Origin of the sequence: Henriciella mobilis, assembly GCF_003576285.1 — a bacterium.
Classification (GTDB): domain Bacteria; phylum Pseudomonadota; class Alphaproteobacteria; order Caulobacterales; family Hyphomonadaceae; genus Henriciella; species Henriciella mobilis.
Map to the genome: position 1 here is coordinate 672,254 of NZ_QWFX01000005.1, position 12,528 is coordinate 684,781.

A 12,528-nucleotide genomic window follows, 5' to 3' on the forward strand; every position below is an offset into this window, starting at 1 on the left:
CCGCTGGCGCCTATCGCCCAGTATCGAACTTGTCTTCCTTGCGTTCGCCGAAAAGCATCTGCTGCTCCAGCCGGCTGCGCAAGGCGCCGTAATAAGCTTCGAGGAAGGCGAGGTCATCTTCGCCGGTCTGCTTTTCCCGGCCGATCTTCTCGCGGATGCGTTCGGCCACCCGCGCCTTTATCTCGCGCGTGGACTGACGCAGCACATCTTCCAGAACATGCAGCTCATGGATGCCATAGGCGTCGAGCTCGGCCGGGGTGAAGGCGAACGACGCCGCCGTGGAGAGCGGAGCGGCCGAGGTGATGTCCTTCTTGAGCTTGGTGCGCGGGGCATGGATGACGATCGTCCCGGCAATCAGGTCGCCGACACGCAGCTTGTCGCGGTTGAAAAGCGGGAAAAGAACGAACACCGCCGTCCAGGCAATGCCCAGCAGCCGGATCCAGGCGCTGACCTCATCCTCCACCGTCATCAGCAGCAGCGACAGCGGCAGAAAGACTTCCAGCTCCCGCATGAAGTTGCGCGCGAGCACGGCATTGGCGGTCAGCCGGCCGCCATTGCGCGCGGCGACGCGCAAGCCAAGTGCGCGCTTGCCCGGCGTTGCTGCCTTCCGGCCGATCTCGAAGAAGATGAAGTAGAAATTGCGCAGGAAAAAGACGACCACGGCCGAGAGCGATCCAGCGACACTCCAGCCGCGAAAGCCCATTGACGAGAACATCCACGCGATCACGAAGACCGACACGATGATCAGGATGATCTGCAGCGTGAAGTCGAGCAGGAAGGCGCCAGCCCGCTCGGACGCTGTTGCGATCTTGAGGTTCAGGGCCGCACCTTCCGGCGTGACAAGCGCCCGTACGCGCTTGGCCTGGCGCGCATTCTCCTTCAGCCGCAGTTCACGCCGGCGCAGGGCTTCGCGGCGGCTGTCGACAGCAGGGGCAGCGGCAGCCTTCGCCATCAGCGATCCTCCTCGCTGGCGCGTGGCCAGTAGAAATAGGTGAGCCAGAAAATCAGGCTGGTGACGGCGATGACATAGCGCGTCATGTCTGAATTGATCAGTTGCCGTCCGAAGCCTTCGAGCAGCGCGGCGATGAACAGCATCAGCACCGCCCCGATGATCACCAGCGCGGCGGAATTGCCTGCATCCCGCATAGACTGCATGCGGCTTTTCGTTCCCGGAAAGGCGACTGCGCCGCCAATCATGAAACCCGCCGCGCCTGCCAGCACAATGGCGAACAGCTCTGTCACGCCATGGATGAACAGCCAGCCGGTGAGCTCGGCCGCGAGCCCCTTCTGCCAGAAGACGGCAAAGAAGCTGCCGAGATAGACGCCATTATAAATCAGCAGGATGGCGGTCGGGATGCCGAAGCAGAAGCCGAGCGCGAAAGCGAAGATCGCGATCCCGCTATTGTGCGAGAAAAGCTGGGCGGCGAATGCGCCGAGCATGTCGGCGATGTTGGTGTCTTCCGTATACAGCGTGTCGCGCAGCGAGTCATAGCTCGCATCCGGGTTGCGCGAGTCCCAGCCCTGATGGATCGTCCAGTACCATTCCATGTCCTGCAGGCAGAGGAAGAAGGCGACAAGGGCCCCGCCGAACAGGCAGAGCGCGGCCAGCAGCGTCGGCTTGATCGCGGCTGAGACGGAGGTTGGCCAGTCCCGCCTGAAATATTGCGCCATGCGGGCGCCGATGCTGGCGCGTGTTCCGTAGACGAAGAAGTAGGCGCGCGCGCACAGCGTCTCGAGATAGGCGAGCACGTTCTGGTCGAGCGAGATGGAGCGGGCGACCGAGAGGGAAGAAACCGCCTGGCGGTAGAGCCGGGGCAGGGCCGTCAGCTCCTCGTCGGAGAGCGCCTTCACGCCGCGTTTCTCTGCCCGTGTGACGATCAGGTCGAGCTTCGCCCAGTCGGATTCCCGTTCCTCGCGGAAGCGGTAGGACTTGATGACGCGATCGTTCACAGCAATTCCCTCCGCTTGATATCGAGATAGCGCGAGACGAGATCGGCACCGAAGTGCTCCGGGCTCGTCTCGATGATCTGGACGCCCATGCGCTGCAGCTTGCGGAAGACGACCTCGCGCTCCTGCAGGAGCGTGTCTGCGATTACCGCGCGGCTGACATCCTCGGCCGAATGCGGCTTGGCGCGGATCATCCGCGCCAGGGCCTCATCCTCGAAGGTGGCAAAGAGGACGATATGCTTGTCGGTCAGGCGGCGGACATTCTCGAGCATCAGCTCGGCCGAGATGGTGTCGACGAAATCGGTGAACAGGATGACCAGAGAGCGCCGCTCCAGCCGCGAGGCGAGCGAGGTGAGGGCGAGGGTATAGTTTGCGTCCTCGACGGAATAGTCGAGCTGCGAGGCCAGCCGCTGGACATGCGGGAAGGCGCCCGTGCCGGTGAGCACATTGCTGGCGACGCCAGGCCGGGCATCGAAGCCGAATATGGCGGTGCGGTCACCTGAGCGCAGCGAGACATAGGCCAGCAGGAGGGCGGAATTGATCGCCCTGTCGAGCTTCGGCACCCCGCCCAGCGGCTCGCTCATCAGCCGGCCGGTATCGAAGGCGAAGACGATATTGTGGTTGCGTTCGGTGCGGAATTCCTTGGCGAGCAGCATGCGGTGGCGGGCCGAATGCTTCCAATCGATAGACCGGCGGTCCATGCCGGCGGTGAATTCGCGCAGGCTGTCGAATTCAGATCCGTCGCCACGCTCGATCTGCATCTTGATGCCGAAATCTGCGTCGCGCTGGTAAAGACGCACGGCCTCTTCCTTGACCCAGCGCGTGTTGGGCGTGATCGGGATCTCGATCTCCAGCGTCTCGATCTTTCGGATGGCGACGAGGCCGAAAGGGCCGGTCCAGCGCGCCCAGAGGCGTTCCAGACGCCCGGTCCCGCGCCGGATCGGTTTCAGCATGAAGGCGCTTGTGTGCGCGCCATTCTGCCAGCCTTTCAGGATCTTGCGGCGGGGCGAGGCGATCAGCGCATTCGTCTCAAGCTGTACCTCGACCGAGCGGGGCAGCGGCCCGCGCCGGAAGGCGAGGGTAATGTCTGCCGGGTCCTCGCCGGACATGTAAAGCAGAGCCGGTGCATCGACGCTGATCTCAGCTTCCGGTGCGCGCCCGGCGAGGATGAGGTCGGTGAACATCAGCGCCATCACCCCGATCACCCAGCCGCCAGACACCGCCCAAAGCGCGGGCGCCCAGATGGCGATGTAAAGCAGCACGGGAACGCCTGCTAGCATCAGCCAGATGGAACGGAGGGTCGGGGCGATCATCTCGGGGCGGGCGTCTGGTCGATCAGGATTTCGAGGGTTTCGTCGGTGGTGCGCCCCTCTATCTCTGCGGCGGGGGAGAGGATGACGCGGTGGCGCAATGCCGGTGTGGCCAGCAGCTTCACATCGTCGGGAATGACATAATCCCGCCCGTCGAGTGCGGCGTGCGCCCGGGACGCTGCGGCCAGCGCGGAGGCGGCCCGCGGACTGGCGCCGGTTTCCAGTGCCGGTGTCTCACGGGTCGCACGGACGAGGTCGACGATATAGCCGACGACATCCTCATTGATCCGGATGCCTGACACGGCATCGATGGCGCGCGCCAGCTCGTCGGCCTTCACCGCGGCGGTGACGCCAAACGCGGCGGGCGTCTTCATGCCGGTGCGGTTGCCGTGGCCGGTGACGATGGCGACTTCTTCCTCGCGGCTCGGATAGTCGAGGACGTGCTTGAACAGGAAGCGGTCAAGCTGGGCTTCGGGCAGCGGATAGGTGCCCTGCTGCTCGATCGGGTTCTGGGTGGCGATGACGGTAAAGCGGTCGTTCAGGCTGTGTGGCTTGCCGTCGATGGTGACCTTGCGCTCCTGCATCGCCTCGAGCAGGGCGGCCTGCGTCTTCGGCGGCGTGCGGTTGATCTCGTCGGCAAGCAGGATGTCGGTGAAGATCGGCCCCTTGGTGAGCGAGAACTCGTTTGTCTGGAAGTTGAAGAGGTTGGTGCCGATGACATCGCCTGGCATGAGGTCTGGCGTGAACTGGATGCGCCCGAAATCGAGATCAATGGCAGCCGCAAAGCATTGGGTCAGCAGCGTCTTGGCCGTGCCGGGCGGGCCTTCCAGCAGGATGTGGCCGGCCGAGAACAGCGCTGTCAGCATCAGGTCGACCGTGTCGCGCTGGCCGATCACCGCCTTGGCGACCTCGGTGCGGATCCGGCCCGCCAGGTCCTGAATCTCACTTGTTTCCATGTGTCATCTCCATTCGCCAGCGCCAGAGCGCGCGGGCCTTGTGTCTCAGATCATCGCGATTGTGAGCCGGTTCGGACAGCGCGCCGCCGATACGGCTCCAATTATCGTCGAGGCCGGTCTGCTCACCCATCCGGTCGAGAAGGGCGGCGATTTCCGCCTCGCTCAGCGTTTTCGGCAGGCCGAGATCGCGGGCGAGCGCGCGCCGGGTCAGCGACAGGTAGCCGGGCGCCATGCGCGCTTCGCGGCGGGCTGAAGCGATGAGGTCTGCCGAATTGTCGGCGAGCGCCAGCTTGCCCGGCGGGAAGGCCGGCGCTTCGCGCTCCGGTGCCCCGAAGCGGATTGCGGCGGCCCAGCCGATGAGCAGCATGGTCGCCAGCGCGACCAAAGTCGCCCCGAGGAACGGGATGTCGAGCAGCGTCTTCAGCAGGCTGCCGGAGCTTTCGAATCCATGAATGGTCGCGTCGAAGACGACGTCCTGACGCCCGTTATCGAGATACGCAAACAGGCTGAGCCCCATCAGGGCGTTGCCGACCCGCGCCAGGCCGAAATTGTTCAAGAGGTCGGGGTCCGACAGGACGTAGATGTCCCTGTCCGGCAGCTTTGAAAGGAGCTGGCCGCCCGGCACGCCGATGATCTCTTCCAGCGTGTCCGACTTGATGACCTGCATCTCGTGGTCGAAATCCGGCGTGAATGTCCCGAAGGGCGTGTTGACCGAGCCCGGATTGCGCAGACGGTGAAGGCTGGCATCCTCCTCGACCAGGCCGAGCATCGCATCCACGGCGTCCTTGCTGGCAAGGCGCGTGTCGAGTTCGAAGGCCCGCCGGGCCGGATTGGCGAGGAAGCTCCATTTCGGCAGGACGATCAGCGCCGGTCCGGCAAGTTCATCGATCTCGAAGCCGCGCCCGTAGAGCGGCAGGGTCAGCACCATCAGCCGACCATCGCTGTAATGCAGCAGGTCGCTGCGCCGCGAGACGGTGACGGCGCGCCTGTCGCTCTCCAGCATGTCGATCAGGCCAGCATAGCCCGATGCTGAACGCGAATAGGGCGTCGCGCCGGGCCGGTCCTTGCGGGCAAGGTCCGGCGACCAGGCCATCAGCGCCATTACCGCCGCAAAGGACACGATGGCAATCGCGATCAGGATGATCACGAGGCGGGCGGAGAAGGGGTTGGTGGCCTCAGGCAGGCGTTCGCTGGCGGGGGTCATGCGGCAGCCCCTCCGAACGCGAAGGATTCATAGGATGAGCGCGCGCTCTGCCAGCCTGTCTGGTCGACCGGGCGGCCACCAAAGAAGCTGTTCTCGACAATGCGGATGATCGGCGACAGCGCCTCGCGCGTGCGTTGGGTGAGATCCGACAGGGAGCTGATCTCCCGCGCGGTCAGCGATTGCGGCACCCCGCCGGAGCGGCGCTCGCGCAAATCCTCGATAGAGCGGAACAGCAGAAGGTGAACCGCTTCGGCAAAACGCCCCTCGGCGGCGAGCGCATCGGCCTCTTCCAGCAGGGTTGCTGCCCGTTTCGGGTCGGGGCGCTGGTCCTCGATGTCGGATACTTCAGGTCCGTCATCAGTCTTTTCGCGCCGGAAGCGCAGGCGGGCCACATCGCCGAACATGTACCACAGCGCATAGAGGATCGCGCCGGTAATCGCCGCGAAGAGAATCCACTGGAACAGCCAGCCGAAATTCCGGAAGATCATGGCAAAGAAATCGCCAATCCACTCGATGAAGGGGTTTCGCTGGCGTGGACGGGTCTCGACCGGTTCGGGCGTCCATTCGGGCCGCTCTGTCTGCAGGCGATCATTGGCGGTGTGAGCATCGACGAGGCGCTCAACCTGCTCGCGGTCTGGCGGGGCCTGGGTGTCCTGCGCGCTGGCGGCCGGCACAAGCATTGGCCCAAGAAGCATGACGCAGGCGACCAGCATCGTCCGGACAGCTTCTCGCACGCAGTCGCCTCCTCTCCTGTGGCAGTTCATCCTGCCACTCCACCCACAGATTACGACTATTTCAGAGCAGCAGCGCGGCGTCCATGGGGCTCTTGAGAAACTGTGCGCGAAACGCGATATGGCGCCCATGCCGTTGAAGGACCAAGAGATGGATCGCCAAGCCCGCTATGCAGAGCTGAAACTGGAAATTGAAAGCCTGGTGGCGGGCGAAACCTACACGCCCGCGCGCTACGCTTCCGCGGCCTGCCTGCTGGCGGAAGCCTTCCGGCCGCGCTTCTTCTGGACCGGCTTCTATGTGGTTGATCCGGAGAAGCCCGAAGAGCTGGTCGTTGGCCCGTATCAGGGAACGCTTGGCTGCCTGCGTATTCCTTTCGGCAAGGGGGTCTGCGGGGCCTGCGCGGCGACGGGCGAAACACAGCTTGTCCCGGATGTTCACGCCTTTCCGGGCCACATCGCCTGCGACTCGCGCTCGAACTCCGAGATTGTCGTCCCAGTCTTCGACGCCGAAGGAAAGCTGGCGGCGGTGCTCGATGTCGACTCGACCGAGCATGATGCGTTCGATGCAGTCGACCAGGCTGGCCTTGAGGCGATCTGCAAGATCCTTCTGACGGTCTAACGTCCGGGCCCTGGTACAGCGGCGCACGGCTCGCCATACATGGCGCCCTGGTCAATGCAGAAGAATTCAGCGCCCGACAGGTCCTCGGGCTTGTCGCCCTCATTGTCGCCGACGAAGGCCACTACCTCGACGCCCGGATAGCCCTGAACGGCCAGCATGGACGGCACCAGCGCAAACCGGGCGGTCTTGTCGGACGGGCCGTCCGGGCGGGCGCGGGTCAGCAGGACACGGAAATCGTCATGTCGGGTGAGGCCGACATCGGAGAGGTTCTCCTCGGTCCAGAGCTGTTCGCTGTCGGCGCGGTTGGTGACCAGCGCGACATGGCCGTCAAGCGCATTCACTTTCTCGATGAAGTCGATCACGCCGGGCACAGGCGGGGCTGACTTCTCCGCCGTCCAGGCGTGCCAGCTTTCGGGTGTATATGTGTCACCCGTCGTTTCGAGGCGCACCTGGTATTCGACATTGTTCAGAACCGTCTCATCGACATCGAGAATGACCGCCCAGCTTTTTGGCTCACGCGCGGCGGCGACGGCTTCGACATAGGCTCCCGCTTCGGCATAGACCGCTTCGGCCTCCTCTGCCCAGCCTGGCGAATTGGCGACCCAGTCAACGCCGGGGCTAAGCGCTGGCGTGGGCGGTGTGGTCGTGCAGGCGGTGAGCGCCGCGGCGAAGGCAAGGCAGGAAAGAGCAATTCGCATGGCCTAAATCCTCAATGGGGTGGGCGAGAAATCTAGATGGGCTGGGCCTGGCCGGACAGGTCGCGGTTCCAGCCGATCTGTTCGATGAATGCCGACATTTCGGTCGTGAACCAGTGCAGCGTGTCGACGAAGTTCTCGCGGGTGACGCCGCCCTTCATGTTGACGCTGAACTCGACGAAGGGGTCGCCGTCCTCGTCGAGATAGGCTTTCGAATAGCGGTCATGGTTCCAGTCGCCGATAATGTCGGGCAGCTGGGCGGTCTCGAAGTCGAAGCCAGACGAGAAGCTGATGACCTCACAGCCGGTAAAGTCGGCGGTGCAGGCCTGGAAATACAGCCAGAAGCTGGTGCCATCATATTCGGACTCGATCTCGATCGCGCCACTGGCCAGCGTCTTCAGCTCGGCCTTGAAGCCTTCATTGCGCAGGATGCGGGCGATCAGCTCGGGGTCCGTTGCATCGACGACCTGCGGTGCGCTTTCCTCGCCCGCCTCAGGCATGGCTGCGAACTGGGCAGTGGCAGGCAGGCTGGTCACAGGGGCCGTGAGGGCCAGCGCCGCCAGCGCGATAAGGCGTGTCTTCATGCAAATCCTCATGAGACGGATATGCTGCTACGCGGCCGCGCGGACCGCAAGCCTTCAACTGGTCAAGGCTTTCGTCTCGATCAGGTCCTGATGCTTGAGGCCGGCCTCGCGATGGCGGTGTGCCTCCTGGTAGCGCGGATCGCGCATCATGGTCAGCATGTGCTGGCGAGAGGGATAGCGCACCACCAGCACCCGGTCCCAGTCCTCGTCACCGCCAATCAGGAAGCGCTGAACCGACCCGGCATAGACAATCGACAGCCCGATCTTCGGGTCGCTGGTCAGCGCTTCGAGGCCTTTTCCGTAGCGATTGTAGGCCTCTTCGCCGGAGATGGCCTCACCATGTTCCGGGTCGCTTTCCTTGTATTGCGCCTTGTCGTGGAATTTCAGCAGGTTGATCATGAAGATCGGCTGGCCGTCATCCTCGGCTTTGGCGAAGGCGCTCATCTGGTCTGTGGTGGGCTGCAGGGCTGGCATATGTGTTTCCTCCGGGTGTTCCCCAGAGATTTAACCAGGCCGGCCTGTCACACAACCTCGTCCCAGTCGCGGCTGAGCCGGTTGGCGGCGTTGATAATGCCGACCATGGAATAGGTCTGCGGGAAATTCCCCCACAGCTCACCATTCGATGTGTCGATATCCTCCGACAAGAGGCCCAGCCGCGTGCGGTGGGCGAGCACATCCTCGAACATGGCGCGCGCCTCATCGATCTTGCCGATCCGCGCCAGCGCGTCGATGTGCCAGAAGGTGCAGGCAGTAAAGGCGGTTTTCGGAAGGCCGAAATCGTCTTCGACCCGGTAGCGGTAGACGTGATACCCGTCGCGCAGTTCTTCATCGATCCGCTCGACCGTTTTCACGAAACGCGGGTCCTTCGCGTCGATGAATCCAATCTCGGCCATCAGGAGCACGGACGCATCGAGCGCGTCCTCGCCGAAAGCGCCGGTAAAGGCCTGCCGCTTTTCGCTCCAGGCCAGCTTGAGCACGCCTTCGCGGATCTCGTTGGCGCAATCGGTCCAGTAGGCCGCGCGCTTGTCGAGGCCGAGATGCGTGGCGATCCGGGCAAGCCGGTCGCAGGCTGCCCAGCACATGATAGCCGATGAGGTGTGGACATGCGCAAAGCCGCGAAACTCCCAGATGCCGGCATCCGGCGTGTTCCAGACAGCATAGGCGCGCTCGCCGACGCCTTCGAAGTGCGCAAATTCCAGCGCGCCGGCCTTGGCGTAGAGGCGGTCGTCGAAGAAAGCCTGGCTCGCGCCGAGGATGACGTGCCCGTAAACGTCATGCTGGATGTGCTCGGCGGCCTGGTTGCCAAATCGGACAGGCCCCATGCCACGATAGCCGGGCAGGGCGCCGGCAATGTTCTCGGTCAGGTCGTGCTCGAGCGCGATGCCGTAGACGGGCTGTATGTGCCCGCCGCGCGTATGGGCGACGGTGTTCCTCAGATAGGCGAGATAATGTTCCAGCGTGCCGACGGCCGAGAGCCGGTTGAGGGCGGTCACGGTAAAATAGGCGTCGCGTAGCCAGCAGAAGCGGTAGTCCCAGTTGCGCTCCGAATCGGCATGCTCGGGGATGCTGGTTGTCAGGGCTGCGACAATGCCGCCGGTCTCCTCATAGACGCACAGCTTCAGCGTGATCGCGGCCCGGATGACCGCATCCTGCCAGTCCGGCGGGGTGGCGAGGCGCCGAGACCAGCTCATCCAGTGATCGGCTGTGCGCTCCAGCCATTCCAGCGCAATGACGCCGACCCGGTCTGACAGGCTTTCATCCGGGCCCAGCACGAAGCTCACTTCCCGGTCCAGCACGAAATCTCGCCCGTCCATGACATAGGAGACGGGCGCATCCGTGGTAACGCGGAAGCCGGCAGTCTCATCGAGAAAGGCGATGTGATTGACGCCGCGCCGGGTGACCATGTTGTACTCGCCGCGCTGGCTCTGTGCGAAGAGTTCAACCCGGATCCGTGGCATGCCTTTCAGCGGGGTGATCCGGCGCACCATGGAGGCCGGACGGAACATGCGGCCCTTGTCCATGAAGCGCGGGCAATAGTCCGTGACGCGAACCGAGGAGCCATCATCGGCTTCAAGTACAGTTTCGATCACCGCTGTATTGCGTTGATAGGTCTGGGTACTTTTGACGTGACCCTGCAGGGAGACGGCGAACTGACCACGCCCGCCAAGCAGCTTGTTGAACACCGGTTCGCCGTCGATCCGCGGAAGGCAGAGCCAGACAATGTTCGCATCCTCGTCGACGAGTCCTGCGACGGTGCCGTTTCCGATGATGCCGAGTTCGAGATTGCTCATCGCTTCCCCTGTTCGATCAGCCAGTTCGTTACATCCTGCGGGTCATCGACCCGATAGCCGGCCGCGGTCTCACCGCTGCCGACCTTTATCGACTGGCCGCCCAGCCTGTTGACGACCTTGAAAGCGTCCTCATCGGTCGTGTCGTCGCCGACCATGATGGCGGTGCGGTCAAGGAAGGGCGCGTGCGAAAGCATCACCTCCACAGCCTTGCCCTTATTGGCATTGGCGGGCTTTGCCTCGATCACCATCTTCCCGGCCTGGACCTTGTAATCCGGATTGTCTGCCAGCGTGTCTTCAAGCCGGGCAATCAGCATCGGGCCGAGGTCCGGCGCCTGACGGTAGTGGACCGCAAGGACCGGACCCTTGTGTTCGATCCGCACACCATCGAGGCCATGAACGATCATTTCGACAGCATTGATGATGGCCCGCGGCGCTACGGTTGGCATGGCCGGTGGCGCCTCGTCGGGGCCGCAGATATCGAGGCCGTGGCCGCCGGCCCGCCAGTAAGCCAGCGGTACGCGGGCCGAGAGGTCACGAATGTCCCGGCCGCTGATAATCGCGATGGCGTCGCCAAGCAGCGGTTCAAGCGCAGCGAGCGCTTGGCGCGTTTTCGCCGGCAGGATCACCGTGTCCGGATCGTCCTGGATGGGCGCAAGCGTGCCATCGAAATCGAGGAAGAGCGCGTGGCGCTCATCCAGGCGCGGCAGGGCGGATAGGTCAGTTGTCATCAAGTCAGGTCTGTCGAGAGGTCATCCAGGAATTTGTGTCGCCACCATTCGATATCCTGCGCCATCACAATGTCGCGCAGTTTTTCCCATCTGGCCTGGCGTTCCTCCAGCGTCATTTCGAGGGCGTGATAGATGGTCTCCGCCACCTTGTATGTGTCGTGCGGGTTTACGATCAGGGCGTCCGTCAGCTGTTCGGCGGCGCCGGCAAATTCCGACAGGACCAGCACGCCCGGGTCATCGGGGTCCTGCGCCATGACGAATTCCTTGGCGACCAGGTTCATGCCGTCGCGAAGCGGGGTGACCAGGCAGACGCGGGCGATGCGATAAAGGCCGGCCAGTTCGCGTCGGTCATAGGACCGCGCGAGGTAGCGCAACGGGATCCAGTCGAGGTCGCCGTAGTCGCCATTGATGCGCCCGGCCAGCCCGTCGAGCTGTGTGCGCAGGTCCCGATATTCTTCGACCTTGGAGCGCGAGGGCGGGGCGATTTGCGTCACCGAGACCCGTCCGCGCGTGGAGGGGAAATGGTCGAACAGCTTGCCGACCGCCTCGAAGCGCTGCGGCAGGCCCTTCGAATAGTCCATCCGGTCAACACCGAGCACGAGATTGCGGCCACCCAGGAACCGGCCAATGCGGGTCGCGGCGGTCCCGGCGCGCGGGCTGGTGGCCGCTTCGGCAAAGCCTTTGGCGTCTATCCCGATTGGATAGGCATTGGCACGGATGCGGCGTCCGAACACGCCGATCCAGCCTTCGCCTTCGTCGACCGCATCGTAATTTTCGAGAAGATAGCGCACGAAATTCGATCGGTCGGTCTTCGACTGGAACCCAAGGACGCTGAATTCGCACATGGCGCGGGCAATGCGCTCATGTTCGGGCAGGGCGCGGAAGACTTCCGGCGAGGGGAAGGGAATGTGCAGGAAAAAGCCGATCGGGCCGGTCCAGCCGCTGCGGCGCAGGAAATCGCCCATCAGCAGGAAATGGTAGTCGTGCACCCAGACCGAGTCGCCCTCCTTGAGGCGTGGGGCGACGAGTTCGGCGATGCGTTCGTTCACATCGGCATAGACATCGAAATCCTTGGACGAGAAGTGCGCCAGGTCCACCCGGTAGTGGAAGACCGGCCAGATCACGCGGTTGGCATATTGTAGGTAAAACCCATCATGCTCGGCTTCGGTGAAGTCGGTGGTGACGAATTCCACGCCTTCATCGGAGAAGACCTGCGGCTCGCCAACCTCGTCCTCGACAATGTTGCCGGACCAGCCGAACCAGATTCCGCCCGTGCTTCTCAGCGATTCCCACACGGCGACGGCCAGCCCGCCAGCGCGCGCACTGGCATCGGCGGCGGTCCGGTTCGATATTGCGATCAGTCTTCCCATGACGGCTCCTTGCTTCGCTGAACCATCTACGTCGATTCCTCAGCTGCAAGCTTAGTGTGCTGCTAGGCGCCGAAAAAACAAGCATTGGCCCAA

The 12,528-nt window shown here is 63.6% G+C and carries 13 protein-coding genes; 1 reads left to right on the plus strand and 12 read right to left on the minus strand.

Going from position 1 to position 12,528, the window contains the following annotated elements:
• Positions 1-10: 10 nt before the first annotated feature.
• From D1223_RS03180 to D1223_RS03205, 6 genes are read right to left on the minus strand one after another with little or no spacing between them, the layout of a single operon-like run.
• Positions 11-952, minus strand: coding sequence for an RDD family protein (locus tag D1223_RS03180; RefSeq protein WP_119374945.1), 942 nt, complete (start codon positions 950-952; stop codon positions 11-13).
• Positions 952-1,950 carry a stage II sporulation protein M gene (locus D1223_RS03185; RefSeq protein ID WP_119374946.1) on the minus strand — a complete coding sequence of 333 codons (999 nt, stop codon included), beginning with the start codon at positions 1,948-1,950 and terminating at the stop codon, positions 952-954. The genes D1223_RS03180 and D1223_RS03185 overlap by 1 nt, the downstream gene beginning before the upstream one ends.
• On the minus strand, positions 1,947-3,209 hold the full coding sequence (locus D1223_RS03190) for a DUF58 domain-containing protein (RefSeq protein WP_233353016.1): 1,263 nt from the start codon (positions 3,207-3,209) through the stop codon (positions 1,947-1,949). Before D1223_RS03190 ends, D1223_RS03185 begins: the two co-directional genes overlap by 4 nt.
• A 47-nt stretch (positions 3,210-3,256) precedes the next feature.
• Positions 3,257-4,213, minus strand: coding sequence for an AAA family ATPase (locus D1223_RS03195; RefSeq protein WP_119374948.1), 957 nt, complete (start codon positions 4,211-4,213; stop codon positions 3,257-3,259).
• On the minus strand, positions 4,200-5,417 hold the full coding sequence (locus D1223_RS03200; RefSeq protein ID WP_119374949.1) for a DUF4350 domain-containing protein: 1,218 nt from the start codon (positions 5,415-5,417) through the stop codon (positions 4,200-4,202). The genes D1223_RS03195 and D1223_RS03200 overlap by 14 nt, the downstream gene beginning before the upstream one ends.
• Complete coding sequence (locus D1223_RS03205) at positions 5,414-6,151, minus strand: hypothetical protein (RefSeq protein ID WP_147372653.1); 738 nt, start codon at positions 6,149-6,151, stop codon at positions 5,414-5,416. Before D1223_RS03205 ends, D1223_RS03200 begins: the two co-directional genes overlap by 4 nt.
• A gap of 148 nt (positions 6,152-6,299) precedes the next feature.
• Here D1223_RS03205 and D1223_RS03210 point away from each other — a divergent pair, with 148 nt between their 5' ends.
• The gene (locus D1223_RS03210; protein ID WP_119375262.1) at positions 6,300-6,767 is read left to right on the plus strand and encodes a GAF domain-containing protein; all 468 of its coding nucleotides are present in this window, start codon (positions 6,300-6,302) and stop codon (positions 6,765-6,767) included.
• Here the strand turns inward: D1223_RS03210 and D1223_RS03215 are convergent.
• Genes D1223_RS03215 through D1223_RS03240 form a run of 6 tightly spaced genes read right to left on the minus strand, consistent with a single transcriptional unit; the run spans position 6,764 to position 12,435 of the window.
• On the minus strand, positions 6,764-7,465 hold the full coding sequence (locus D1223_RS03215; RefSeq protein WP_119374951.1) for an HAD family acid phosphatase: 702 nt from the start codon (positions 7,463-7,465) through the stop codon (positions 6,764-6,766). The two genes, D1223_RS03210 and D1223_RS03215, sit on opposite strands and share 4 nt — an antisense overlap.
• A 32-nt stretch (positions 7,466-7,497) precedes the next feature.
• Complete coding sequence (locus tag D1223_RS03220; RefSeq protein WP_158586636.1) at positions 7,498-8,046, minus strand: YbjN domain-containing protein; 549 nt, start codon at positions 8,044-8,046, stop codon at positions 7,498-7,500.
• A 54-nt stretch (positions 8,047-8,100) separates the two neighbouring features.
• Entirely contained in the window at positions 8,101-8,520 is a 420-nt protein-coding gene (locus tag D1223_RS03225) for a DUF1330 domain-containing protein (RefSeq protein ID WP_119374953.1), read from the minus strand.
• A 47-nt stretch (positions 8,521-8,567) separates the two neighbouring features.
• Positions 8,568-10,337 (minus strand): glycoside hydrolase family 15 protein, encoded by a 1,770-nt coding sequence (locus D1223_RS03230; RefSeq protein WP_119374954.1) that lies wholly within the window; start codon positions 10,335-10,337, stop codon positions 8,568-8,570.
• Positions 10,334-11,065 (minus strand): trehalose-phosphatase, encoded by a 732-nt coding sequence (gene otsB / locus D1223_RS03235; protein WP_119374955.1) that lies wholly within the window; start codon positions 11,063-11,065, stop codon positions 10,334-10,336. Before otsB ends, D1223_RS03230 begins: the two co-directional genes overlap by 4 nt.
• A complete protein-coding gene (locus D1223_RS03240; protein WP_119374956.1) occupies positions 11,065-12,435 on the minus strand; it encodes an alpha,alpha-trehalose-phosphate synthase (UDP-forming) in 1,371 nt (456 codons plus the stop codon). Before D1223_RS03240 ends, otsB begins: the two co-directional genes overlap by 1 nt.
• Positions 12,436-12,528: the final 93 nt, after the last annotated feature.